The organism is Sulfitobacter sp. TBRI5 (assembly GCF_051013555.1).
Taxonomy (GTDB): domain Bacteria; phylum Pseudomonadota; class Alphaproteobacteria; order Rhodobacterales; family Rhodobacteraceae; genus JL08.
In genome coordinates, this window is the sequence record NZ_CP112884.1 from 542,679 (window position 1) to 566,348 (window position 23,670).

The following is a 23,670-nucleotide window of genomic DNA, read 5'->3' on the forward strand; positions in this document are numbered from 1 at the left end:
TTAAGCGGCCGTTCAAGACTGCAAATTCAGAGTTTTGATTCTGAACGACTGCTTTCACCGGCACCATACGTTCGCTGCGGCTGCGACGTATGTCTCACATGCGGACTTACCCGACATTGAGATTTAGGATAGTCTGAGTTTGTCCGAATTAGTTGGAAGACCATCGCCATGGAAATTCGCTCAATCGACAAGCTAGAGAGCGAGGCGCAGCTTCGGGATTTGGTTCGTGAATATCTGAGCCATGAAATCTCGGAGTTGCGTGCAATCTCAGGGCTTGATCTCAACGTCGATGAGTTGGTTGCAGATACCTTTGATCACATCGACGAATACCTTCCTCCTACCGGAGGACTTCACATCTCGATTGATGGCAGCGACAATTTGCAAGGGTGCGTATTTCTAAAAATGATCCGACCGGACGCGTGCGAAATCAAACGATTGTACGTGAAACCTGCGGCCCGTGGGTTAGGCCTCGGGCGAAAGCTCATGGAGAGTATTCTGTCCCACGCGAGAAACTTGGGCGCAGCGCACGTTCTGCTGGATACAGGCTTCTATGACACCGCCGCACAGGGATTGTATCGCAACTTGGGTTTCGACCAGATCGAATGCTACCCAGAAGGCGAAAGCGACCCTGAACTGCAGCCCTATTTGCTTTTCATGCAGCTCGATCTTTAGACTTCCGCATCTGTGTATTTGAGACAAATCCCGGAAACTTAGTTTGACGACCTGACATACGCTTTGGGCTGAAAGGTCATTCGCCGCAGTCTGAGCCAATTGTAGCTCAGCGGATGAAGCCGAAGTTTCCAGTGGCCCTAAAATCCATTTGAGATTAATGAAGCTTGATTAGGGCGCATCAAATCCGGAGCGTTTTGTGTCACTTATAAAACTATCGCTACCTCTGCTGCTTGTGTGCATCGTCGCATGCTCTCGCGCTCCAGAACTTGTGGGCATCGATAATCCCGAAATCCCTATAAGATCGGTTGCCGAAGCTACCAAACATAAGGTCTTTATTGTCACAACGCGCGAAGACACGGAGGTCGTTGGAGCTCTTTTTTCCGAGCTACGAGCGGATGAGTTGGGACTAGCCTCAGTGGAAGTATCTGTACCTCCGACCCATGTTACCGGTGCTTTGGAGCGACCAAAAACTCTTCCACCTGATCCACGAACTGAATTCGCAGTCATCGATCCCGCAAGATACTCATCAAAGAGCCTTTTTCTCTCATCGCTAAATAAGGAGCTACGAGTTCGCGCTCCGGCTCAGCGGGAAGTGCTATTGTTCGTCCATGGGTACAACATGACCACCAGCGACGCCATTTTGCAGGTGGGACAATTTGTAGAAGACAGTGGCTTTGAAGGAGTTCCGGTACTCTTCACCTGGGCGTCCGCAGGTCGCACCTCCAGATACGTTTACGACCTCAACAGTGCTCTTGTTGCACGGCCTCTTTTGATCGACGCGTCCGAACTCCTCAGCAAGAGCATTGCTACTAAGTATCACATCTTCGCCCATTCCATGGGAAGTTTTCTGACGATGGAAGCGATCGTTGATGTGGCGCAGAAGAATCAGTTCAACAGAACGGGTCGACTGCAGAACGTAGTGCTTGCATCACCCGACATAGATATCGACTTGTTTCGGTCTCAGATGGGACAAATCAATACGACATTCGACAGATTCTTTGTCCTTTTGTCCAAGGATGACTCTGCGTTACGTGCTGCGCGCCAAATCGCCGGTGGTGTCCCGCGCGTGGGGGCTGCGGATGCCGAAGAACTAAGCACTCTTGGCGTCAACGCGATCGACCTGTCGAAAGTTCAGGACTCAAGGACCGGCAGTCATTCAAAATTCGCGGGATCCCCAGAAGTCGTCCAGTTGATCGGGCGCGCACTCAACAATGCTCCATCTTATGGTTCACGAAGACAAACAGCTTTGGAAGAAGTCATCGGAGACCTGCCTGTGCGCGTAGTTACAGCGCGGAACTGAGTACTTGAGCGCCATAATGAACTTTCGCTTCGGGCTGATTGTGTTGAAAAACTCTGTTTTCTGTAAGAAATGGTGAAAAACTTTGCCATAGAGCGCCGGTTGAAGATTTTGGCTGGGGGCTCGACCAAATCAGAGCTTTGGCGATGTGCGCGTCTCTAACAACCATCGACACGCAAACGGGTCGCTGCAACACTTTAATCTTTGACCAAAGATGGAGTGAGCATCTTGCTTGGATTCAGTCAGGTTTCTCTGGCGTTTTGCCGCTGTCCTCCAGATGGAGCATGGCACGGGCGAATTGCGAAAAAAGCGCCACGAACACGCCAACGCCTACAAAGATGTAAACCACCGTAAACAGTTTTCCAAAGTCCGTCTGCGGCGACAGGTCCCCCAGACCCACAGTAGAAATAGTAGTTACGCTGAAATAGAGGGCGTCGATCCATGACCATCCTTCGACTGTGCGGTAAAAGACGGTGCCTGATAGCAGGATGAGCATGGCAAGTACGAATCCCGCACGAAATGTAGGGTTTTTCCAGGATCTGCCAACGGCGCTGAGTAGGCGGAGCAAATTGACCGTAAGGGAAAGCATAAGAGACCTCGCTGTGATGATCGACTCGCATGGCTGCAAACTGGCAATAAACACTTCAGAGAACTTTGGCACTAATGAATTCAACTGGTTTCTGAAGCCTTAAGGCGCGGACCAAACGGCCGTTGGACGATAGGACCGAAACCGGTGTAATTGGTTTAGAGTAGCCAAGTGGCGGCAACGGGTTCGCAAGCAGGATAACCATGGTTCCATCCGAACGGAAAGCCACAGGAACATTCCCAAGAACAGTAAAACAATTGCAAGACCGAACAGCCCAACCTGATCACCGCCGTGTCAACAGAACCGTTGGCCATCGCGGGCGGCACGGTCATCGACGGCGGCGGGCGTACGCTGATGCCGGGCCTGACAGACTGCCATTGGCACAGCATGGCAGCCAATTTTAGTGCCGACCCCCCCCTGCTGTCTCGATCCTGCCATGGCGGAACTAAGTCGTTCAGGCCGTGAACTGGCAAGTAGCGGATAAGCCCAACATGAAACTCTACGACCGATAGGTGTTAGTTAGAAACCTCCCACCCGTTTCTTTTTTCACGGTTAAATTTGCAGACGTCTCCTTCGTTCTTCCGCGATGCGCCATCCAGGAACTGAACATAGACTTCAAAGACACATGTCCCCTTGCCATCATCAATGTTAAACTTCTGTTCTGCTCCAGGCTTTAGGTTCAGCCCCAAAGGAAGCCAGTCGACCATGCCCTCAGCGTTCCTTGACACGAGTTCGAAGGTTGGTTGTCTGCTCCCGGGTGTTGTTCCGGGCCTTCCTGCATAGAAAGAGATTATCGGCACTGAGCCTTTGTTGACCACAGTTAAAACACGTTGCTGACCGTCGTTGCTTGAAGGCGTTGAACAAGATGCCAACAGACAGAAGGCGAGCGGCACAATCGAAGATTTTGCCAGAATATTAATCATTTATGGAAACTCCCTAGAGCCCGCACAGTCGCAGGCGCAACCCAAGATGGCAAGTAAAAGGCGCTAGCGGTTGGGATCTGGTCAGCGAGCAGTCTCAGTGGACTTGATTGTTGTTCGGGTCACACGCTCACCAGGCAATGACCAGCCTCTCGCCGCACTTGTCTCAAATGTACGCTTTAAAAAAAGATCAGCCAGACTCTGAAAAGCCTGCAATCTGCGCTTGGCCGCCGTTTGAACCAGCCGCAGAATCTTGTACTTTGGCTCTGAACTGCCGTTCGCTATGTCGTCCATTAATGACTGCAACTGCAACGCGGGACGGAGCCGCCACTCGATCAGGACCAGAGTACTTCTCGATTTTTGGGTTGGGTTGAGAATGCAATGATATAGTGCGATTGTAGTCGTCGCTGAATGTAAGGAGTAACCTCATGAAGCGTCGTCTCGCCGTCATCTTGATGGCTGATATGGTAGACTATTCTGTTGCCATGGACACAAATCAAGGTGCGGCGATTGAACTGATACGCGAACTTCGTAACAAGTGGTTGGAACCAGAAGTGCTTCGACGAAATGGCGAAGTGCTTAAGCGTTTGGGAGACGGTTGGATAATCGTTTTTCCGGCGATTACTGACGCCATTGAAGCTGCTCAAACCGTGCAACTAACTCTTTCCGCCCACCAATTGATAAAATTAAGGATCGCGTTACATCTCGGAGAGATTGTGGAAGATGATGCTGACCTCTACGGAAACGGGATCAACATCACGGCACGATTGCAGACCGAAGCACCACCTGGCGGCGTCATGATATCTGAAGACTTGCACCGGCAATTGGATACATCTCTTGCGGAAACGTTCACACAGTCAGGAAATTTCCAACTCAAGAATATTTCGCGAGAGATAATCGCATTTCAGTGGCGTCCCAACATTCATCGTTCCGATGATGGGTATGATATTCCGACAATTATAGTGAACGATATAGCGTTTAATGCAGGCAATTCGCAGACTCAGGACGCTGCCGTGGATTTGCGCGATCAACTTGTTGACGGCCTTTCCCGCAGAACCGGAGTACGAGTTACTTCGCTAGGGAGACAAGAAGGTAAAGATCCGACCTATACTTTGCACGGCCGCCTGCGACTGAGCAAGACAACAGCAAAGATAAGTCTTTCACTTGTTTTGAACCAAACTGGAAAAGTTCTGTGGTCGGATAACTACCAGACTCCGACGGACGACCTTTTTGATTTGGTAGATTCGGCTGCAAGCCGTGCGAACAGCTCACTGAGAAGTATTATCAATGCACGAGATGGGGAACGCATCGCGAAACTGCCGGAGAATGCCCTGAGCGCGTCCGAACTTAGAGCACGCGCAGCTCACGAGTTTTATGCATTTACAGAAGAGGGCTACAAAAATTCTGTCAGACTTCTCAATCGGTCACTAAGGCTTTCTCCGGATAATTCAATGAGCCTTGCTATGTGGGCTTATGCAAAGACGTGGCTTCTGCGGATGCGCTATCGGGAATTTGACCCAGTGCTTGTTGAGGAAATTTCTACTTGTGCCGATGCTGCTGTAGCATTGAACTCGCAAAGCGACTTCGCGTGTAAAGTTCGTTGCGAAGTCCAGCTGCATTTATTCGCCGACACGGAAACAGCAAAGCAGGCAGCGGCAAGGGTCGCCAAGCTTAATCCCAACTACGGTCTTCTCAAAATATGCAGAGCCGAAATCGCGCTTGCTGAAGGGGAATGGAACGAAGTTCGGGCTGAAACCTCCAGTTTCTTTGAGTTTCATTCACCTGATCCGGATGAACCATATGTATGCTATCTGCGCGCCGCTGCTGAATTCTTTGACGGGGATTACTGCGCGGCAATTTCTTGGATTAAGCAGGCCATCGAACAATACCCAACGTCAAGAATCTATCATCTGTTTCTTTCAGAAATCTTTTTCGCCACAGGTGACGAAGTCGCACAGCAAGAAACTATCTTGCGCGCTAACAAGTTGCCGGACCGCCCAGAAGTGTTGGCTCCAATTCTTACGTTGCCTGATCAGCACCGATGGCTGATGAAAGCCGTGGCACCATCCCTAAAACATTAGACGATTCAGTGGTGCTAACAGTTAAGCAGACCGCCTTAACCTATTTCCAGAACAGGATCGCCACCATCCCAGGCTCCTTTGCTGGAAACGATCCGAGCACGAGTAAACGAACTCCGATCAAAATGCCCCTTTTCATGTTGATAGTCCATCTGGTCACGGTGATGACCGGGCTTATATGCTGCTTGCATCATTGCCGCATCGCTTCGCCAGATCGAAACCGTTATGCCGTCATGAGCATCAACACCGGCTCCGCTGAATACCGCTCTGCGGATATTGTCGGGAAGCGTTCCGTAATACTCCTGCACATTGTCGACTTCGCGCAAGAAATTCGCAATGCGAGGGAGGTCATCTGGCCCGGGGTTGTCATATCCGGCTGATGTGAAGACCGCCAAAACACCACCGGGATCGGCAGGCGCTGTAATGAAGGAGGAGTCTTCCTTTACCGTGCCTCGCCAATTGACCTTGCCCCGATGTGAATACGGCACGACCAACGCATGGTAGGCTTCGACAGTGTCACCAAGAAACGAAAGATGATCTTCCGGACTTTCAAAAACCTCCTCTGCATCGCGATGAGAAGAGTAGATACCAAACCCGCCCCATTCTTCTGATATGTTTGTTCGCATGCCATCGGAGTTGACTGGCGAGGCGGGATAAAACCTCCAAGATTCCGCAAGCTTCGGGCCCGGAAAAGGATTGTTGTTTCCATCAATCGGTTCCGAAAACCGTACTCGGTGAAAGACAATCCATTCGTGCTGTCCTGTTTTCATCGCATTAATCCTCTCGACTGAACATATTCACGCTAGCATGCGCCATTGACTTGACCAACTAATGAAGCAGACCTTCGGCATCATCGCAGCATCAGTCAAAATGGGCTCGATGCAGTCATTCGACTGTTCTTCTCTGATGACCGGTTCGTCGCGTTAAGCAGCCGTTCACAACCGGAAATTCGAAGTTTTGGTTCTAAACGACTGCTTTCACCAGGACCGGACGTTCGCTGCGGTTGCGACGTATGTCTCACATGCGGACTCTCCGGCCTTTTGCTCATGCGGATAGTGCTGACGCAGCATCGCCTCGCGGGTGCACAACGCTCATTGCTGCGATGCAGCCAATCGCGCCAGAGCGGTCGTTCAAAAACGGCGACGAGCCATTAATCCCGAACCACCTTTCCGCCGCAAAGAGGATCGAAAATCAACAAGCGGGACGGACCAGAACTACGCTATTGCCACTTGAACGTCGTCTTGTGCTGAAAGCTGGAATTGCGATCGCCTGGCTTGCTACTCATGCAATGACGCTTCGACATCGAACCGGCTTCAAGTCGCGATCATCACCAACATAACGATGGCCATTCCCATCATCATCAGGTTTTCGGTCAAGCTGACAAAACCAAGGGGCACGTTTGAATTTCCGCCTACGCAGGCACATTTCAGCTCCCGTTTGTCGATGTAGACGGCCTTATACACGCTGATCGCGCCGACCGTTGCGACGAAGAGGGCCGCAGGTGCGGCCAGCGCGGTCAGCAGCATTCCAGTCATCAGAATGCCTGCCCCGGTCTCGATCCAAGGGTAAATATAGGCGTAAGGCACCCACCTGCGCGCAAGCAGGTCGTAGTTTAGGAACATTGTCGTAAAGCCCTCGATGTCGCGGAGCTTTTGCATGCCGAGCAGGATCATCGACACCGAGATGAACCATCCCAGCGTCTGCCAGGTAATCGCGCCGAGAAAACCGATGGAGAGCGCGAGCGCGGTAGCAGCGGCAACGGCGAAAAGATAGATAACGGGTTTATAGGTAGTCGCTTTCGGGTCGTAATCGGTCAGCCGCTCGCGCAGATCGCTGTAGCCGCCGATGCGTTCACCATCTATCCAGATCTGGGGCGTAGTGGGAACATCATATTTAGCCATGAAGGCATCGACCTCGGGCCGCTCGCGGAACAAGCGGTCATCGACATCGTAGCCTTTGGATTTGAGCAGCCAGCGTGCCTTTTGTCCGGAGGGGCACAGGTGGTCTGGCAGAGCCATGCGGTAGAGAACGGCCGTTTTTCCTGTTGCAGCGCTGGCAGGGTCGGATGTGATGTCGGCGACGTCGCGCGGGTCTTTCGGCATGATGTGTTTCCTTTGTTTCAGGGCTCGGTGCGGGTCGTGCCTGCGGGTGCGTCCCCGTTGGCTTCCATGTCCGCGATGTAGATTTTCATTTCCTCGATCTCGCTGCGCTGTGCTTCAATGATTGCATCGGCCAGTTCACGGACGCGCGGGTCGGAAATGTTCACCCGTTCGCTGGTCAGGATCGCGATGGAATGGTGCGGGATCATCGCCTTCATCCAGGCCACATCGCCCACCGTGTCCTGCGACCGCACTAGGTAGACACCGGCGGCAAAGGCGATGGCCGCGCCGGCGAAGGTCGCGATATTGGCAGACCGGTTGGAATACATGCCAAGCATAAAGGCGAGCATGATAACTGCCATCATTCCGCCCATGTAGAGCGCCATCCACATCCGCGTTTGCGAAAAGAAAACATGATCAAGGGCATAGGTGTTCAGGTACATCAGACAATACATCACCACGGTCGAAGTGCCGATCATTGCGAAGAACCGGCCGTAACCACTTCCTTTGCCGGAACCGCTATCGTGATGCGAGCTTTCGGAAACTGTTGTAGTATCGTTCCGACGTGCCATTGTCTGCTCCTTGAATATACCCATATGGGGTATACAACAGAAATATCAGCCAAAGGTTCCAAAAAAAGGGGCGCCGCCGCATGAAGGCCAACAAGGAAAAGACGCTGGACCGCCTGTCACGGCTTGAGGGACAGGTTCGCGGCGTAGCGAAAATGGTTGAAAGCGACCGCTACTGCATGGACATCCTGGCGCAGACGGCCGCGATCCGGTCGGCCTTGCTGGGCGTCGAGAAGCTGATCCTCGAACACCACGCGGAGCACAGTGTTGAGACCGCGATCGAAAGCGGCGATCCGGAGGAACAGCGCGCCAAGTTCAACGAGTTGATCGGACTATTGCAGAAGGCTTCGCGGTAGGTTTTTTCAATTGACTACCTGCCCGTCCCACAGCATCGCGGCGAGCACAACCGCAGGCGCCACGTTGATGCCAAGACAGAACCAGGCCCGCCATCCGGGCGAAGGGGTGGCGATTACCGATCCGGCGAACATGTCGCAAACCCAATCCCAAAGCAGTGCCTGCCGCCCGACAACACCCAACTGACAGGCTGCATGTTGTCTTTGCGCGTCACATCACGCACAGTCCCATCCTCATCGAAAGGAGAAAGCGGCGTGGCGAGCATCGGCATGTCCAAGCCGTCAAGCTGACCAGGGACAGAGTCTCCCGACCAGCCGACGCGCTTTATTCAGGCATCATCGCGCCAATTGCATACATGCCGTCGTCGCCCTTGATCAGCATCAACGTGACGGAATCTCCGACTGCGATATCGCCCATCATTTCCGCGCCGGGCATCATCGCCAGATCCATCGTCATGGCAGGCCAGCCGATTTCAGGAATGGGTTCGTGACTGACATTGGCAGTGCCTTCGCTGATGGAATTCACCACCGCCTTGGTATGCACAGCACCTTCCATCATTTCGTCACTCATCGGCATGTTCGAATGGTCCATGTCCGAGTGGTTCATTTGCGCAAACGCCAGTGGCGCGCTCAGAACAAGAACAGAGAGGGCAAGAGAGAGAGTTTTCATGGGTCATCCTTTCAGGTTGAGTTGATTGGCAGGTCCTATTCTGCCGGTACAGGTGCTACGGGTTCTTGGACTGGTTGCAGCAATTCTCTGTTGACCCGTTTCAGGGCCAGCCTTTTCCAGATCACGAAGATCGACGGAATGACAAAGAGCGTCAGAAGGGTCGCGGTCGCCATGCCACCGATCATCGGAGCCGCGATCCGCTGCATGATCTCGGACCCGGTTCCGGTACCATACATGATCGGAATGAGTGCTGCGAAGATGGTTGCGACTGTCATGACTTTGGGGCGCACGCGCAGGAGCGCGCCTTCGAAAACCACCTCTTCCACATCCAGTGGGGTCATTTCACGCCGCTCAGTCGCGGCTTCTTTCTTTCGTTTTTCCCATGCCAGATTGAGATACAGCAGCATCACGATGGCCGTTTCGACCGCCACGCCCGCCAGAGCGATGAAGCCCACAAGCACCGCCACCGAGATATCGAAGCTGAGATACCACAGGAACCAGACTCCGCCCGCCAGAGCGACCGGCAAGGCCGCGAGAATGATTCCCACCTCAATCACCCGATTGAAGGCCATAAACAGCATCAAAGTGATAATCAGCAAGGTCGCCGGAGCCACGAGCTTGAGCCGTTCCTGCATACGCTCGATGTATTCGTATTGCCCTGACCAGGTGATCGAATACCCCGGCGGCAAGGAGACTTGATCAGCCACAACTTGACGCGCCTCTTGCACGTATCCCCCAAGATCGCGCCCAGTGATGTCGATGAAGACAAAACCGGTGCGGCGGGCATTTTCGGATCGGATCATGCCGGGCCCATCGACGACCTTGATCTCGGCAAGAGACCCCAGCGGGATATGTGCACCCGAGGGCGTCACAACCGGCAGATCGCGCAGCCTTTCGGGGCTGTTGCGCCATTCCTGCGGGTAGCGCAGGTTGATCGGGAAACGCTCCAGCCCCTCTACGGATTCCGACACCTGCATGCCGCCAATCGCCGTCTGCACAACATCCTGAATATCGCGCACCGACATCATGTATCGTGCAGCGGCATCGCGATCGACGTTGATCTCGATAAACCGCCCTCCGATGGGGCGCTCGGCATAGGCAGAGGCGGTGCCTTTAATGTCCGCCACCACGCGCTCCACCTCGATCCCGATCTGTTCGATCACGCTAAGGTCTGCTCCGGATATCTTGACGCCGACCGGCGTCTTGATGCCTGTGGCCAACATGTCGATGCGGTTCTTGATCGGTTGAATCCAGACGTTGGTCACACCCGGGATCTGCACCACGCGGTCCAGCTCGTTGCGGATCATTTCCATTGTCATGCCGGGACGCCACTCGGCCTCGGGCTTCAATTGAATGGTCGTTTCGATCATCGTGAGCGGAGCTGGATCGGTGGCTGTGTCCGCGCGGCCCAGTTTGCCATGTACGGTCAAGACCTCAGGCACAGTCGCGATCAGGCGGTCGGTCTGTTGCAAGACCTCGCGCGCCTTGCCGATAGACACACCGGGATAGAGCGATGGCATATAGAGAAAATCGCCCTCGTTCAACTCGGGCATGAATTCGGTTCCGATCCGCTGAAGCGGCCACATCATAGAGGCGACCAGCGCCCCGGCCAGTAGCGTCGTGGCCCATGGCCATGCTACGGCGGCGTCCAGAAACGGGCGGTAGATCCAGATCACGATCCGGTTCAGCGGGTTCTTTCGTTCAGGCAGAATGCGCCCGCGCACGAAGTAACCCATCAACACCGGCACCAGCGTGATCGACAGGATCGCGGCGGAGGCCATCGCATAGGTCTTGGTGAAGGCGAGCGGCTTGAATAGCCGCCCTTCCTGGCTTTCAAGCACGAACACGGGCAGGAAACTGACGGTGATGATCGCAAGAGAATAGAATAGTGCGGGCCCGACCTCCGAGGCGCATTCACTGACGATGCACCAACGGTTTTCGTTCGTCAGTTTCTCTTTTTCGATCCGCCTATGCATCGCCTCGATCATGACGATCGCGGCGTCCACCATTGCTCCAATGGCAATAGCGATGCCGCCTAACGACATGATATTGGCGTTCACCCCTTGCAGCTTCATGATGATAAAGGCCGCAAAGATGCCAAGCGGGAGCGACAGCAGGATCACCAGCGACGACCGGATGTGTAAAAGAAAGGCGGCACAGACCAGAACGACAACGATGAATTCCTCAGTCAGTTTCTTTTGCAGGTTTTCAATCGCACGCTCGATCACGCCCGCACGGTTGTAAGTGGTAACGATCTCAACCCCTTCGGGCAGGCTCACTCGCAATTCCTCTATGCGCGCCTCCACTGCCTTGATCGTTGCCAGCGCATTGCCGCCCCAGCGCAAGATCACCACGCCACCCACTGCGTCTCCCTCACCACCGAACTCACCAACGCCGCGCCGCATTTCAGGACCAAGCCGAATGTCGGCTACATCGGCCAGCGTGATCGCCGCGCCGCGAGCATTCACCATCAGCGGTGCCTTGGCCAAATCGGCCAGTTCATCGACGTATCCCGTGGAGCGGACCATGAACTCGGCCTCGCCCATCTCAATCACACTACCGCCCGTCTCGCGGTTCGCGGCCTGAATGGCGCCCCGGATCTGGGCAAGTGTCACGTCATAGGCGCGCAGCTTGTTGGGATCGACCACGACCTGATACTGCTTGACCATGCCCCCAATGGTGGCCACTTCGGACACGCCATCGACGGTTTGTAGTTCGTATTTCAGGAACCAATCCTGCAGCGTGCGCAATTCGGCCAGATCATGGCCGCCGGTGCGGTCGATGAGCGCATATTGGTAGATCCACCCCACGCCAGTCGCATCCGGCCCAAGCTGCGGTGAAACGCCTTCAGGCAGGTCGGCGGCAATCTGGCCAAGGTATTCCAGCACCCGGGTGCGCGCCCAGTAAAGATCCGTTCCGTCCTCGAAGACGACGTAGACATAGCTGTCGCCGAAGAACGAAAACCCGCGCACGTCGCTGGCCCCCGGCACAGCCAGCATCGCGGTGGCAATCGGATAGGTGATCTGGTCCTCGACCACTTGTGGCGCTTGCCCCGGATAGGGTGTTTTGACGATCACCTGTACATCCGACAGGTCCGGAATGGCGTCTACGGGGGTTTCCCGGATCGCCCAGATACCTGCAACGGCGATCATCACTGCGAGAGCCAGAATGATCACGCGGTTTGCGATCGAGGCGCGAATGATGGCCGGGATCATTGGATCACCTCTGGAGCCGCAGCCACGCCGACCAGCGTCAATGAGAAATCGGCGTTGCGCTTGAGCAGAAGCGTGACCTCGTCTCCCTCCGGCAAGCGCGACACATCAACTGACGGATCAATGACGAAATCCATCGTCATCCCTGGCATTCCGATCTCCATCATCGGGCCGTGGGTGATGTTTGCCATACCCGCCGCTGCATCGATGGCATTGATGGTGCCTGACACTTCCATCGGCGGAGTAATAGGTTTGGCTGACACAAGGATCATCGTCATGCCATCCGGGCGGGTGAAGGTCAGCGTCATCTCCTGCCCCGTGATCAACGCCGCAGGATCCAGTGTCTCGTCCAAGGCGAATCCCATGGTCATGCCGGGCATCCCGATCTCCACAATCGGTCCGTGCGCGATCGTGGCCATGCGGTTCTCTTGATCGACGGTCTCGATGGTCCCGGACACGACAATCGGCGAGGTCACAGCATCTTCTGTTGCCACTTCCATCGGTTCGGGCGTGCTCATCTCGTTTCTGATCATCATCCCGTCGCCGCGCACGGCAACGATGGTGAACAATCCATCCTCCCCTTTGGACAAATCAAACTCGACGGGCTGATCGAGCGGCACCTCTGCCACGTCGAACCCTGCGACTGGCATGTCCATCTGCATTGAAGGCCACCCCAGTTCCGGGATCGGATCATGAGATAGCGTCAGTTTGCCGTCCAAAGTGACAGCCATCACCGTGCCTGTGCCTGTCGCGGCAATGCCATCGTCGCTGCCCAGTTCAATCAGGCTGAGGAGCCCGTCTGCACCACGGGCCGCGCGGAACGCCACCTGCAGACCCGGTTCCAACCGTCCCAGCGGAACGTCCGCACGCAGCGGGAATTGCGATGTCATCGCAGGCCAGTCAAGTGCGTCCAACGCTGCATGCTTGATCGTGGCGCTACGATTTTCGATGTCGAGCGCAATCAACTCGCCAGTCCCGCGTGCAGGAGCTTCATCTGTAGGCGCCATGCGCATCAGACCGGCGCTCAAAGAACTCTCGCTATCGATCAAAAACTGAGCGGAGGCTACAACTTCCTCACCGGGTGCCAGGCCCTGTACGACTTCCGTACGGCCGCCTCCGCCGAAATTGTCGCGCAGACCAGTTGTGATCAGGCGGGGCTTGAACGTGCCTTCCCCGGTTTTCAGAATGACGCGTTCGGCAGCGCCCGTACGAATGATCGCCTCGGTCGGGACGGTCAAAGCCATCCGTGTCTCGTTGGGGATCAAGCTGACATTGCCGAACATGTTGGGGCGCAACATTCCTTCGGAATTATCAAAGCGCAGGCGCACTGGCAGTGTGCGCGTCTCGGCATCAAGTTCTGGATAGATGTAATCGATCACACCCTCGAAGGTGCGCCCGTGCAAATGTTCAAAACGGGCGACTGCGCGCATGTCGTCTGTCATCCGCGCGATGTCACGCTCAAAGACATCGACGATCAGCCAGACGGCACTGAGATCTGTCAGCGAAACTGCACGGACGCCGGGTTGCAAAAACATCCCGTCAGCGGCTTCAAGCGAAATTACGACTCCGTCCTGCGGGGCCAAAACCTCGATGTTGCGTACAGGCACACCTTCTGCCTCGATCCGGGCGATCTGATCGTCCGACATACCGTGGCTTCGTAACTTGCCGCGAGCAGCCTCGACGATCCGCGGATCGCCGGCCTCAATCGCACGCACCAGTTCCGCGCTCGACGATCCGATAAGGGGCGAAAACATCTCGAACAGAACGTCACCCTTGCGTACCGGATCACCAACCGCCCGCACGTTCAGTGCTTCGATCCAGCCATCAACGCGGGTGTGCACATGGCTTGTGAGGTGCTCATCATAGCCGACAAAACCGACCGTCTCGATCCGTTGCGAAATCTCGGCAGTCTGCGCAATCGCGGTGCGGACACCGATCGCGTTGATTTCCGCCGCCGACAGCGTCACTTCGGATGGATCGCCCGAGGGTTCCTCGCCTGCGAAGACCGGCACCAGATCCATTCCCATTGGGGACTTGCCGGGACCCGGCTGCCTAAAATTGGCATCCATCGGAGCAACCCAATAAAGGATTTCTGGCCCTGTCGATCCGGCCATCTCCGATGGATTGAAGTACAGTCTTTCCAGATAGATGCCACCAGCGACCCCGGCGGCTAGCGCCAGAATGCTAAGGGCTGAATATCGTCCACGCATTGTTGCCTCGACCCCAGTTCCGACAACGGAACTGTTTCTAATTAATAGCAGTCACGCAGTCGCAGGATGCGACCGCGGTTCGGAAATCAATCAGACGTGTCTTGGGGGACGTTTTTGAGTCGAACCAGCGTTGGAGGACGACGTTTTGCCGCGATCAATTATTTGAGCGCCGGGCAGAAGCATGCCGACTGCAACCAAATTGGATGTAGAGACGGTGTCGTGAAAGCAGCACATTGATGGCATGCAGTGCGCAAAATTTTCATGACTGCCATCAACGTTCGTTCCGCCGTGGGCATACGCACCCGATTGAGCGGAATGTGTCGGACAATTGACTGCCGCATCAGCCATGTCCGGATGCTGTGCATGACGATCAGCCATCGACGCCGCCGCGGAGACAGGCGGCGCTGCGAGCTGAAAAACGAACATCGCGATCAGGAGCAAAAGCCCCACCGGTCGAAAAACCGACCCGATCCCGAACGTATCGTTCATCCATCTCATGCGGAGGTCATCCAGCGTTCCCGACCAAAATGCAAGTCATATCGGCGTGAACCGGCTGACCGGTCGAGAGTTGCGAAGGCCAATTCGCGCCATCTGGGACGTGACACGGGCGATTCTGCAGTCACAGGTTCACCGGGGGTGTGGTGATCGAGGTGAGTGTCGCGGTTGCCAACAGGATCAGGGCGACCGCAATGGCTTCCACCCGGATCGAGCGGCGCAGCCTGCCGGAGGCTGCAGGTTCGCCGGACGCGAGCGCAGGGACGAGCCGGAGCTTGTTATTTGCGCCCAGCCCCAGAAGGCCGGTGACGACAACGAGCTTTGCGATGAGCGTCCAGCCATAGGCCGTTGCAAACAGCCCGCCGAGTGAACCGATCATCAGCCATGCAAAGACCAGCCCGGCGAGGATCAGCGTGGCGACCGTCCCGCTGGCAACAATGCCGAAGCGATGAAGTAGCGCGGCGCTGCCTGACTGGCCGGCTGCCCGGTGCAACGGGGCCAAGGCGCCGACCCAGAAGGCCAGGGCCAGCAAATGCATGACCAAGAGGGCTGCCAGCATACTGCGTGGATCGCCTAGCGAATGGCCCACCATAGCAAAGGACCCCGCGACAAGTAGCGCGCCCGTCAGGCTTGCAACCAGCCCAAATGCCCCCCGGATCATAACACCAAGGATCAGAACGGCCCCCGCGCCGCGCCAGATCGCCCCTGTGCCAAGCGGGCTGTCCCAGACAAGGCCGAGCATTATGGGATCTACAGCACCGTGCAGGCCCATCCCCGATATGCGTGCCGACCGGATGCCGAAGCGCAGGACCAGTAAAGCGAGACCGACCAGCGCTGCGGTCGCCGCGAGCATCCGGGCAAGGCGCAACACATCCTCGGGCGCGGATCGGAAGGTCGCGACGAAGAGCGGCCCACCCATTGCGACCAGCGCCGCCGCATATCCGGCGGCCTTCGCGATGATCGCCAGAAGCGCCAAACCGTCTATCGGAGCCAGACCCTCCACAGTTCAGTCCGCGACCGTGAAGTCAAAGCTGCCCTGCATCGGGTGGCCATCTGCCGCCAACGCGCGCCATTCCACAGTGTAGGCCCCGGTAGGCATGGCGCCCACTGGCAGGGCGCGGAACTCCGTCACCGGATCAAGGCCGGTTTCTCGGGTGATGTCCATCTCGCCGTCCGGGCCGGTCAGGGTGATGGCAGTAACGCGCATCGGGTCATCGAACCGCATCTCGATCGCCTGGACAGTTTGGACAGTCGCGCCATCCGCCGGGGTTGTCGCTTCGGTCTTGGAATGGGCCAGCGCGACCGTTGCCGTCGCAAGCGCGACCGCAAGGGCCAGAATGATACGCGTCATTGCATGTTCTCCAATGCGTCATGATGGTCGCGGTTATCCTGCGGCCAGTTGGATTTGATATAGCTCAGAACGGCAATGATCTCATCATCCGTCAGAATGCCATCGTAGATGGGCATGTTGTTTTCATAGCTGGGGTCGCCGATCAGCGCGGCGGTGCCGTATTTCGTCAGACGGAACAGCGTGTCCCCGTCATGGTGCCAGGTATGTCCGGTTGCGTCATGCGGCGGCGCTGGTAGCCGCTCGTCCGGTCCGGGTGCGCGCCAGTTTGGTTGACCTTCGAGGTTCACGCCGTGGCAGGACGCGCAGTTCGAGGCGTAAACCGTCTCTCCAAGCGCCACAATGTTTGGGTCCGACGGCGCAAGTGTCACCCCAGCCGGTGCCGAGGTTCCCCATCCGAACGCGAGGGCAGCGGCGCTCGCAAGAACCCCTGCCCCCAGAAGGAGTGTGATGGTCCGGTTCACTGACCGGCCTGATAAAAGACCGCGCCCTCACCGGCGTCGCCGCCGAAGGCCAGCACGTCATAGCGCGCGGTCGGATCATCCCCCATGCCCGGTGAGCCGAAGGGCATGCCGGGCACAGCGATCCCGGAAATATAGGGGCGCTCTTCAAGCAGCTTGGCCAGCGCCGCGAAGGGCACATGGCCTTCGACCACGTAACCGTCGATAACCGCTGTATGGCAGGACCACATCGTGCCGGGCACATCGTTTTCGAGCTTTACGGTGGTGACATCGCGGGTGTCGGTGACCTCGATGTCGTAGCCTTCCTCACGGGCAAGCGCGACCCAGGCACCGCAACAGCCGCAGGTCGAGCTTTTGGTAACGTGCATCGTGCCGTGATCCATCTTGCCAGCATGGCTGTCCGCATGTGCCATCCCGACCGCGCCAAAGGAGGCGAGGCCGAGCACAAGCGCAGCGGCAGGGGTGAAGGCGAGTAGTGTCTTAATCGATTTCATGTCTGTTCCTCTCGACAGGTATATCCACGGGCGAAGCCCGTTCAGGTGTGGTTGCAATGAAGAGACCGCGACAACAGTGACGCGGCACGCATCACACAGCGCGGGGAGGATCGAGAGGGCCGGACGGCTCAATGCCCGTCATTAGCAGGCTTGTAGCCATGGTGACATCCTTGCAGGACGCGAGGGCAGCTTCGTGCTGGTCCGCACCGGGAAGCAATGCGGGAAGGGCATGGCAGGTCTGAGAGCGTTCGGTGCTTTCCGAACAACAGACCGGCTGATCGTCCGTCTCTCCGTCCATAGCCGCGTGGCCATGCTCCATGACAACTGCATGCCACGCGTCCATCGCCCCGGAGACCGAAGCGGACAGCGCGACCATGACAACAAGAAGAAGCCGGATCAAACCCATGCAATATACCTACATGGGGTATGTGGATATTTGCAAGTAGTTGCGCACGCCAATCAGGCCAAAATCAGAGTTTCGGTAAAGATAGAGCGGCAGTTGCTTGCGCCAGTGACTGTGGCGGCCACCCGCGTTGAACGCATCCAGAAAGGCCTGATCGAATATCCATGGGTTGGAGATCGCAAGCCCGCCCGTTACAAAAACGCCGCCGCTGGCCCCGTAGACCAGCCCCAGATCACCTGCCATCGCACCAAGATATCTGCGAAAAAGATCAACGGCGATCTGCGCGGCTTCGTCCGTTCCGGCGCGGGCGGCATCGAAGATTTGTTTGGCGTTGCGTATTTCGTCTGATGTTTTATGCACCGCAGCAATTGCACGATAAAGAACCGGAAGCCCGGTGCCGGATAAAACCGCTTCTGCCTCGACGGCTATGCCTTGCCCCATGCGCACGTCTGGCCAAAGCCGAACCAGGTGTTCGAAATAGTTAAGATCGTCAGCAGAGCGGGGCGACAGGCTTATATGGCCGCCTTCACCGGCAATGACATGTGGCCGATCATGCGCCCGGATCAACGCCCCGACACCCAGACCCGTGCCCGGCCCGATGATCACACGCGGTCCGGCCGGGATATCTACCGGCCCCTGCAAGCAGGTTGTATCCGCGTCGGTCACGCTCACCAGAGACCAAGCGGCCGCTTCAAAATCATTCAGTATGGTGACGTCTGCTGTTGCGCAGACACGGGCCAAATCGGACTCGGAAAAGGACTGTTCTGAATTGGTAAGCCGCACAGCACCGTTCGTGACCACTCCGGCGGCAGCTACGACCGCGGCCGCTGGTGTGCTTTTTCGTTCAGCGATCATTGCCTCGCAAGCGCTCAGAAATCCGGCACCACCCTTGGACGGAAAAGATTTCTGATCAAGGATATCACCGGCACGCGACGCCGCCGCGATCCGCATATGTGTGCCGCCAACATCCGCCAACAGGTTCCACATGAATTATCCTTTTCTAAAGCCGCCGCTTTAAACCCGGCATGACAGACGGGCCTGACTGTCGGGACCAAAGTCATTGCAGAGGCTTTCAACCTGAACAACAAACTTCACCCTTTCACAACAGGCGCAAAGCATCGCCGGGGCGGATGCGCCCTGCCCTTTGCACTTCGGCGTAAACACCCATATCAGAATGGCCGTAATGCGCCCTCAAGAGCGACGGCACATCATGGTCGCGCGCACCGGTCACAGGATCGACTTCGGTTGCCGGGCAGCGTTTCGTGCGCATAACCACCTTCAGACGGACATCACCGATTTCCAGAATTCGGTCGGTCAGATCCAGTTCCGAAAACGGGGGCAATCCGGAGAAATGGATGTTGCCACGAAACCGGGCCGGGCTGATGTGGTATCCGAGCGTTTCTGAAAACGCGGCGACACTGTCCAGATTGATCAGCGAAACCGCGTTCATCATTGCGGGCGACACCACGGAAACGTCTGTAAACCTGTGCGGGTCTGCCGAATAAAGCGTTGGCTGCATATCCGCTGGAAACGCCAGATGTTCGGTCAGCAAAGCCGCAGCATCCATACGCCCTTCGGGCTTTGCCAGATCGAACTGATAGGTCTTGCCCTGCTTCAGGATTTTCAGACAACCCGTTTGCGGATCAAAATGGGTCATCAGTGTGGCCAATGCGGCATCGCGCGCAAGAACCACGAATTTGGTTTTCGGCAGCGGTTTGGGGTTTTCGGGATCAAAACCGCTATCGGGTCGCGCAAACCCGAACACCCGGTCAAAGGGGAACCCCTGACCGGCAACCAGATCAACCATATCCAGCGGTTGCGCGCTCAACCCTTTGACGGGGTAGTGGAACAGACCACAAATCGTGCCTTGCATGGCGTTTTGGTCCTTTTTCTACAGGGTCCGAGCCCGCCGGATATAAACGTTCAAACAAACCTGTTGATCAGGTTCTCAAGTCTTTCCTGCCGGCCGGATCGGGGTTCGGGCGACAGGCTATTCTGGATCACGTAGTCAAAACATCCATCCAGACCGTTTGTCAGATGCTGTTTAGCGGCTGCAGTATCCCATCCGCTATAGCGCTCTTGTCGCGCGTCTTCCAAACCGCCGTCTTCCAGCATCCGTGCCGCTGCCTTCAAACCACGCGCGCAGACATCCATCGCACCGACATGGGCCAAAACCAGATCGGCCGGATCCAGCGATTGCCGCCGCAGCTTGGCATCGAAATTGGTGCCGCCGCTTGAAAACCCGCCGGCTTTCAGAATTTCATAATAGGCCAGTGCGATTTCGGGTACGTTGTTGGGAAACTGGTCGGTGTCCCAGCCCGATTGATAATCATTCCGGTTCATATCGATCGAACCAAGAATACCCATCGACGCGGCCATCGCCAGTTCATGTTCGAACGAATGCCCAGCCAGAATAGCGTGACCCTGTTCGATGTTCATCTTCACCTCATTCTCAAGCCCGAATTCCCTGAGAAAGCCATACACGGTCGCCACATCATAATCGTACTGATGTTTTGAAGGTTCCTGCGGTTTCGGTTCGACCAGAATGGCCCCATTGAAGCCGATCTTGTGCTTGTATTCGACGACCATCTGCAAAAAGCGCCCGGCATTATCGCGTTCGCGTCTGAGGTCGGTGTTCAACAGGGTCTCATAGCCTTCGCGCCCGCCCCACAGCACGTAATTCTCGCCCCCAAGTTTCAGCGTGGCATCCATGCAGGTTTTCACCGTTGCCGCTGAATAGGCAAAGACATCCGGATCCGGATTGGTCGCTGCGCCGGCCATGAACCGGCGATGTGTGAACAGATTTGCCGTTCCCCAAAGCAGTTTTGGGCCACCAGCTTCCATTTTTTGCCCGATGTAATCGACAATCTCTTCCAGATTGCGGGTGGCTTCCGCAAAATCGGCGCCTTCCGGGCGAATGTCTGCATCGTGAAAACAAAAAAAGGGCTGACCCAGAATTGCGAACAACTCGAACGCGGCGTCTGCCTTCATGCGCGCCAAATCCATGGTTTCACCGAACCAAGGGCGTTCGAATGTCGCGCCACCGAACGGATCGCCCCCGGGCCAGGCAAAGCTGTGCCACCAGGCGACGGCAAAGCGCAGATGATCCTCCATCCGCTTGCCCAGAATCATTTCATCGGCGTTGTAGTGACGATAGGCAAAGTCGCTGGTGCCTTCCTCACCCTCAAAGGTAATAGCGGGAATGCCTTGGAAAAAATCAGTCATGGCAGCTCCTTCAGGGCGCGATAGGTTTTCTTGTAACGGTCGTAGGTTTCGCTGAATGCGTCCGACAATGCGCGTTCGGGTTCGATTGTTTGTTTGATTTCGGGCGGGTGCGCCAGTTCGATGCCGCCCTGTCCGGCGGCCATCATGGCAAGACGTGCCGCGCCAAACGCAGCCCCGAAATCGCCTTTTACCGGAACGTCGATCGGTAAATTCAGAACCGTTGCAATGGCCTGTAACCAATACTGCGATGCGGCCCCACCGCCCACGGCTGTTAGACGCGAAATCCGGGTTCCGGTGGCATCCATAGCTGCATGACAATCCCGAAACGCAAAGGCGACCCCTTCCAGCACGGCGCGGGTGGCGGCGTCACGGTCTGTGGCGTGTTCCAGGCCCAGAAACGCGCCGCGAATATGCGCATTGTTATGCGGTGTCCGTTCGCCCCCCAGATAGGGCAGGAATATGGGCCGGCCGGGGGCGCGCAACGGCCCCAAACCGTCCGTCAACTGTGAAGCCGTCCCACCCACCAGACGGGCATACCACGCCAGCGCGTCCGTGGCGGCAAGGATCACCCCCATCTGGTGCCAGCGCCCCGGCAAGGCATGGCAGAATGTGTGCAGCGCTGTATCCGGGTCGGGCGCGTAACCATCATTGGCCGCAAAAAGAACACCGGACGTTCCCAGCGAAACGAATGCCTCGCCTGCGCGCACCACACCGACACCAATGGCCGAAGCGGCATTGTCACCCGCGCCACCCGCGACGGGGATACCCGGTTTCAGACCGAACCGTTTTGCGATTTCAGGTCGCAGATCGCCCGACACGTCGGACCCTTCAATCAGCGCCGGCATGTGATCACAGGTCAATCCGGTGGCGGCCAACAATTCATCATCCCAATCGCGTTTTTTTGTGTCGAGCCAGCCGGTGCCCGCAGCATCGGACATTTCCGACACATAGGCACCGGTCAGCCAAAGCCGCAGATAATCCTTTGGCAGCAGGACTTTGGCAATCTGGTTGAAAATGTCAGGCTCGTGCCGCTGGCACCACAACAGCTTGGGCGCAGTAAAGCCCGGAAACACGATATTGCCTGTCAGTGCACGGAATTTCGGGTCTGCATCCAGGTTGGCAGCCTCGGCATGGGCGCGGGTGTCGTTCCACAGAATGCACGGTCGCAACGGCTGGTCCGCAGCGTCCAACATGGTCGCCCCGTGCATCTGGCCCGACAATCCGACGCCTCTGACCGCTGACAAATCACGCGTCGCGCCCAGTGCCGTCAGCGCGGCTTTCGTGGCATCAAGCCAATCCGCCGGGTCCTGTTCGGACCAGCCGGAATGTGGACGCGAAACGGCCAAAGAGGCCGTGGCATCCGCAATCACTTCCTGATCATCGCCAATCAACAGCGCCTTGACACCCGACGTGCCCAGATCAAGCCCCAGAAACATCAGTGATCCAGCTTGACCCAGGCCGCATCGCGGGCCGATGACTTGACGCAAGCCGATACAAACTGAACACCCTTCAACCCGTCCATGACAGTCGGATAGAGAACCGCGCCGGAAGGGGCTTTGCCGCTTCGCGCAGCAATGATTGCCTCGGCTGCTTCGGAATAGATGTTGGCAAACCCTTCCAGATAGCCTTCGGGATGGCCCGGTGGTACGCGACTGACACGGGCGGCGGTTTCACCGGCGCCGGCGCCATTTCTGGTGATCAGGCGTTTAGGTTCGCCAAAAGGCGTGAACCACAAATAATTGGGGTCTTCCTGTGCCCATTCCAGCCCGCCCTTTTCGCCGTATACGCGGATGCGCAGCGCATTTTCATTGCCCGGGGCAACCTGGCTGGACCACAGCATTCCGCGCGCACCGCCGGCAAACCGCAGCATCACATGCGCATTGTCATCTACCAGACGTCCGGGAACGAATGCCTGAAGATCGGCGCTCAGGCTGTCGACCTCCAATCCGGTCACAAAACACGCCAGGTTGAACGCGTGCGTCCCGATATCGCCGGTCGAACCGCCCGCACCAGACTGGTTGGGATCGGTGCGCCAGTTGGCCTGCTTGAAATCCTGTTCGACGCTTAGCCAGTCCTGCGGGTATTCCACCTGCACCAAGCGGATCGCACCCAGATCGCCATTGGCGACCATCTCGCGTGCTTGCCGGACCATGGGATAACCGGTGTAATTATGGGTCAGCACAAAAAGGGCATCAGAGGCTTCTGCCGCTTTGACCAGCTTCTTGGCGTCGCTCAGGGTAGATGTCAGCGGCTTGTCACATATGACGTGAATGCCGCGTTTCAGAAACTCGCGCGCGGCTGCGAAATGTACGTGGTTCGGCGTGACGATGCTGACCGCCTCGATCCCGTCCTTGCGCCTCGCCTCGCGGATCGCCATCTGCTTGAAATCATCGTAAATGCGCGGCACGCCCAGCGCCTCGCCGCTGGCGCGGGATTTTTCGGGGGTTGAACTCAGCGCGCCTGCCACCAGTTCGTATTTGTCATCAATCCGCGCGGCAATCCGGTGGACGGCGCCAATAAAGGCATCATTGCCGCCACCGACCATGCCCAGTCTGATCCTGTCACCCATCTCGTTCTC

Annotated in this window: 23 protein-coding genes; 4 read left to right on the top strand and 19 right to left on the bottom strand. The window is 56.7% G+C overall.

The genetic code is table 11. From position 1 onward, the window contains the following. Nucleotides 1-168: 168 nt before the first annotated feature. Both OLX72_RS02720 and OLX72_RS02725 read left to right on the top strand, forming a co-directional pair. The gene (locus OLX72_RS02720) at nt 169-672 is read left to right on the top strand and encodes a GNAT family N-acetyltransferase (RefSeq protein ID WP_433989743.1); all 504 of its coding nucleotides are present in this window, start codon (nt 169-171) and stop codon (nt 670-672) included. Between the two features lie 415 nt (nt 673-1,087). Continuing rightward, complete coding sequence (locus tag OLX72_RS02725; protein WP_433989744.1) at nt 1,088-1,972, top strand: alpha/beta hydrolase; 885 nt, start codon at nt 1,088-1,090, stop codon at nt 1,970-1,972. Nucleotides 1,973-2,207: 235 nt separating this feature from the next. On the opposite strand, the gene OLX72_RS02730 is transcribed toward OLX72_RS02725, so the two are convergent. Beyond that, the gene (locus tag OLX72_RS02730) at nt 2,208-2,558 is read right to left on the bottom strand and encodes a potassium channel family protein (protein WP_433989745.1); all 351 of its coding nucleotides are present in this window, start codon (nt 2,556-2,558) and stop codon (nt 2,208-2,210) included. A 512-nt stretch (nt 2,559-3,070) separates the two neighbouring features. Beyond that, nucleotides 3,071-3,478, bottom strand: coding sequence for a hypothetical protein (locus OLX72_RS02735; protein ID WP_433989746.1), 408 nt, complete (start codon nt 3,476-3,478; stop codon nt 3,071-3,073). A 425-nt stretch (nt 3,479-3,903) separates the two neighbouring features. On the opposite strand from OLX72_RS02735, the gene OLX72_RS02740 reads away from it, so the two are divergent. Then, a complete protein-coding gene (locus OLX72_RS02740; protein ID WP_114870478.1) occupies nt 3,904-5,556 on the top strand; it encodes an adenylate/guanylate cyclase domain-containing protein in 1,653 nt (550 codons plus the stop codon). A 35-nt stretch (nt 5,557-5,591) separates the two neighbouring features. Here the strand turns inward: OLX72_RS02740 and OLX72_RS02745 are convergent, their stop codons facing one another. From OLX72_RS02745 to OLX72_RS02755, 3 genes are all read right to left on the bottom strand, one after another. Beyond that, nucleotides 5,592-6,323 (bottom strand): hypothetical protein, encoded by a 732-nt coding sequence (locus tag OLX72_RS02745; protein ID WP_433989747.1) that lies wholly within the window; start codon nt 6,321-6,323, stop codon nt 5,592-5,594. A gap of 543 nt (nt 6,324-6,866) precedes the next feature. Next, nucleotides 6,867-7,655 carry a glutaredoxin gene (locus OLX72_RS02750; protein WP_433989748.1) on the bottom strand — a complete coding sequence of 263 codons (789 nt, stop codon included), beginning with the start codon at nt 7,653-7,655 and terminating at the stop codon, nt 6,867-6,869. A 17-nt stretch (nt 7,656-7,672) separates the two neighbouring features. Continuing rightward, complete coding sequence (locus tag OLX72_RS02755; protein ID WP_433989749.1) at nt 7,673-8,224, bottom strand: DUF305 domain-containing protein; 552 nt, start codon at nt 8,222-8,224, stop codon at nt 7,673-7,675. Nucleotides 8,225-8,304: 80 nt separating this feature from the next. On the opposite strand from OLX72_RS02755, the gene OLX72_RS02760 reads away from it, so the two are divergent. Continuing rightward, entirely contained in the window at nt 8,305-8,577 is a 273-nt protein-coding gene (locus OLX72_RS02760; protein ID WP_433989750.1) for a metal-sensitive transcriptional regulator, read from the top strand. Nucleotides 8,578-8,899: 322 nt separating this feature from the next. Here OLX72_RS02760 and OLX72_RS02765 read toward each other — a convergent pair whose 3' ends face one another. The 14 genes from OLX72_RS02765 to OLX72_RS02830 form a co-directional block, all read right to left on the bottom strand. Next, on the bottom strand, nt 8,900-9,244 hold the full coding sequence (locus OLX72_RS02765) for a copper-binding protein (RefSeq protein WP_114869432.1): 345 nt from the start codon (nt 9,242-9,244) through the stop codon (nt 8,900-8,902). Between the two features lie 35 nt (nt 9,245-9,279). Next, nucleotides 9,280-12,459 carry an efflux RND transporter permease subunit gene (locus OLX72_RS02770; RefSeq protein ID WP_433989751.1) on the bottom strand — a complete coding sequence of 1,060 codons (3,180 nt, stop codon included), beginning with the start codon at nt 12,457-12,459 and terminating at the stop codon, nt 9,280-9,282. Continuing rightward, the gene (locus tag OLX72_RS02775; protein WP_433989752.1) at nt 12,456-14,666 is read right to left on the bottom strand and encodes an efflux RND transporter periplasmic adaptor subunit; all 2,211 of its coding nucleotides are present in this window, start codon (nt 14,664-14,666) and stop codon (nt 12,456-12,458) included. Before OLX72_RS02775 ends, OLX72_RS02770 begins: the two co-directional genes overlap by 4 nt. Nucleotides 14,667-14,756: 90 nt before the next feature. Further along, nucleotides 14,757-15,164, bottom strand: a complete 408-nt coding sequence (locus tag OLX72_RS02780) for a hypothetical protein (protein WP_433989753.1) — start codon at nt 15,162-15,164, stop codon at nt 14,757-14,759. 121 nt (nt 15,165-15,285) lie between these two features. Then, nucleotides 15,286-16,137: a copper resistance D family protein gene (locus tag OLX72_RS02785; RefSeq protein WP_433989754.1), complete on the bottom strand. Its 852-nt coding sequence runs from the start codon at nt 16,135-16,137 to the stop codon at nt 15,286-15,288. A gap of 30 nt (nt 16,138-16,167) precedes the next feature. Next, nucleotides 16,168-16,512 (bottom strand): copper resistance CopC family protein, encoded by a 345-nt coding sequence (locus OLX72_RS02790; RefSeq protein WP_433989755.1) that lies wholly within the window; start codon nt 16,510-16,512, stop codon nt 16,168-16,170. After that, entirely contained in the window at nt 16,509-16,973 is a 465-nt protein-coding gene (locus OLX72_RS02795) for a c-type cytochrome (protein WP_433989756.1), read from the bottom strand. The genes OLX72_RS02790 and OLX72_RS02795 overlap by 4 nt, the downstream gene beginning before the upstream one ends. Beyond that, a complete protein-coding gene (locus OLX72_RS02800; RefSeq protein ID WP_433989757.1) occupies nt 16,970-17,464 on the bottom strand; it encodes a DUF411 domain-containing protein in 495 nt (164 codons plus the stop codon). Before OLX72_RS02800 ends, OLX72_RS02795 begins: the two co-directional genes overlap by 4 nt. 91 nt (nt 17,465-17,555) lie before the next feature. Further along, nucleotides 17,556-17,870 (bottom strand): hypothetical protein, encoded by a 315-nt coding sequence (locus OLX72_RS02805; RefSeq protein WP_433989758.1) that lies wholly within the window; start codon nt 17,868-17,870, stop codon nt 17,556-17,558. A 9-nt stretch (nt 17,871-17,879) separates the two neighbouring features. Continuing rightward, a complete protein-coding gene (locus OLX72_RS02810) occupies nt 17,880-18,854 on the bottom strand; it encodes an ROK family protein (protein WP_433989759.1) in 975 nt (324 codons plus the stop codon). A 112-nt stretch (nt 18,855-18,966) separates the two neighbouring features. Further along, nucleotides 18,967-19,740, bottom strand: a complete 774-nt coding sequence (locus OLX72_RS02815) for an MOSC domain-containing protein (protein WP_114868991.1) — start codon at nt 19,738-19,740, stop codon at nt 18,967-18,969. A gap of 50 nt (nt 19,741-19,790) precedes the next feature. Further along, nucleotides 19,791-21,092, bottom strand: coding sequence for a xylose isomerase (xylA, locus tag OLX72_RS02820; protein ID WP_114868990.1), 1,302 nt, complete (start codon nt 21,090-21,092; stop codon nt 19,791-19,793). After that, a complete protein-coding gene (gene xylB / locus OLX72_RS02825) occupies nt 21,089-22,528 on the bottom strand; it encodes a xylulokinase (RefSeq protein ID WP_433989760.1) in 1,440 nt (479 codons plus the stop codon). The genes xylA and xylB overlap by 4 nt, the downstream gene beginning before the upstream one ends. Then, nucleotides 22,528-23,661, bottom strand: a complete 1,134-nt coding sequence (locus OLX72_RS02830) for a Gfo/Idh/MocA family protein (RefSeq protein WP_433989761.1) — start codon at nt 23,659-23,661, stop codon at nt 22,528-22,530. The genes xylB and OLX72_RS02830 overlap by 1 nt, the downstream gene beginning before the upstream one ends. Nucleotides 23,662-23,670 lie beyond the last annotated feature (9 nt).

Coding starts and splice junctions, on each gene's coding strand:
- OLX72_RS02790 (WP_433989755.1), bottom strand. CDS start 16,512: ATGACGCGTATCATTCTGGCCCTTGCGGTCGCGCTTGCGACGGCAACG.
- OLX72_RS02805 (WP_433989758.1), bottom strand. CDS start 17,870: ATGGGTTTGATCCGGCTTCTTCTTGTTGTCATGGTCGCGCTGTCCGCT.
- OLX72_RS02770 (WP_433989751.1), bottom strand. CDS start 12,459: ATGATCCCGGCCATCATTCGCGCCTCGATCGCAAACCGCGTGATCATT.
- OLX72_RS02740 (WP_114870478.1), top strand. CDS start 3,904: ATGAAGCGTCGTCTCGCCGTCATCTTGATGGCTGATATGGTAGACTAT.
- OLX72_RS02720 (WP_433989743.1), top strand. CDS start 169: ATGGAAATTCGCTCAATCGACAAGCTAGAGAGCGAGGCGCAGCTTCGG.
- OLX72_RS02830 (WP_433989761.1), bottom strand. CDS start 23,661: ATGGGTGACAGGATCAGACTGGGCATGGTCGGTGGCGGCAATGATGCC.
- OLX72_RS02815 (WP_114868991.1), bottom strand. CDS start 19,740: ATGCAAGGCACGATTTGTGGTCTGTTCCACTACCCCGTCAAAGGGTTG.
- xylB (WP_433989760.1), bottom strand. CDS start 22,528: ATGTTTCTGGGGCTTGATCTGGGCACGTCGGGTGTCAAGGCGCTGTTG.
- OLX72_RS02755 (WP_433989749.1), bottom strand. CDS start 8,224: ATGGCACGTCGGAACGATACTACAACAGTTTCCGAAAGCTCGCATCAC.
- OLX72_RS02745 (WP_433989747.1), bottom strand. CDS start 6,323: ATGAAAACAGGACAGCACGAATGGATTGTCTTTCACCGAGTACGGTTT.
- OLX72_RS02780 (WP_433989753.1), bottom strand. CDS start 15,164: ATGAGATGGATGAACGATACGTTCGGGATCGGGTCGGTTTTTCGACCG.
- OLX72_RS02775 (WP_433989752.1), bottom strand. CDS start 14,666: ATGCGTGGACGATATTCAGCCCTTAGCATTCTGGCGCTAGCCGCCGGG.
- xylA (WP_114868990.1), bottom strand. CDS start 21,092: ATGACTGATTTTTTCCAAGGCATTCCCGCTATTACCTTTGAGGGTGAG.
- OLX72_RS02735 (WP_433989746.1), bottom strand. CDS start 3,478: ATGATTAATATTCTGGCAAAATCTTCGATTGTGCCGCTCGCCTTCTGT.
- OLX72_RS02765 (WP_114869432.1), bottom strand. CDS start 9,244: ATGAAAACTCTCTCTCTTGCCCTCTCTGTTCTTGTTCTGAGCGCGCCA.
- OLX72_RS02760 (WP_433989750.1), top strand. CDS start 8,305: ATGAAGGCCAACAAGGAAAAGACGCTGGACCGCCTGTCACGGCTTGAG.
- OLX72_RS02730 (WP_433989745.1), bottom strand. CDS start 2,558: ATGCTTTCCCTTACGGTCAATTTGCTCCGCCTACTCAGCGCCGTTGGC.
- OLX72_RS02800 (WP_433989757.1), bottom strand. CDS start 17,464: ATGAAATCGATTAAGACACTACTCGCCTTCACCCCTGCCGCTGCGCTT.
- OLX72_RS02750 (WP_433989748.1), bottom strand. CDS start 7,655: ATGCCGAAAGACCCGCGCGACGTCGCCGACATCACATCCGACCCTGCC.
- OLX72_RS02810 (WP_433989759.1), bottom strand. CDS start 18,854: ATGTGGAACCTGTTGGCGGATGTTGGCGGCACACATATGCGGATCGCG.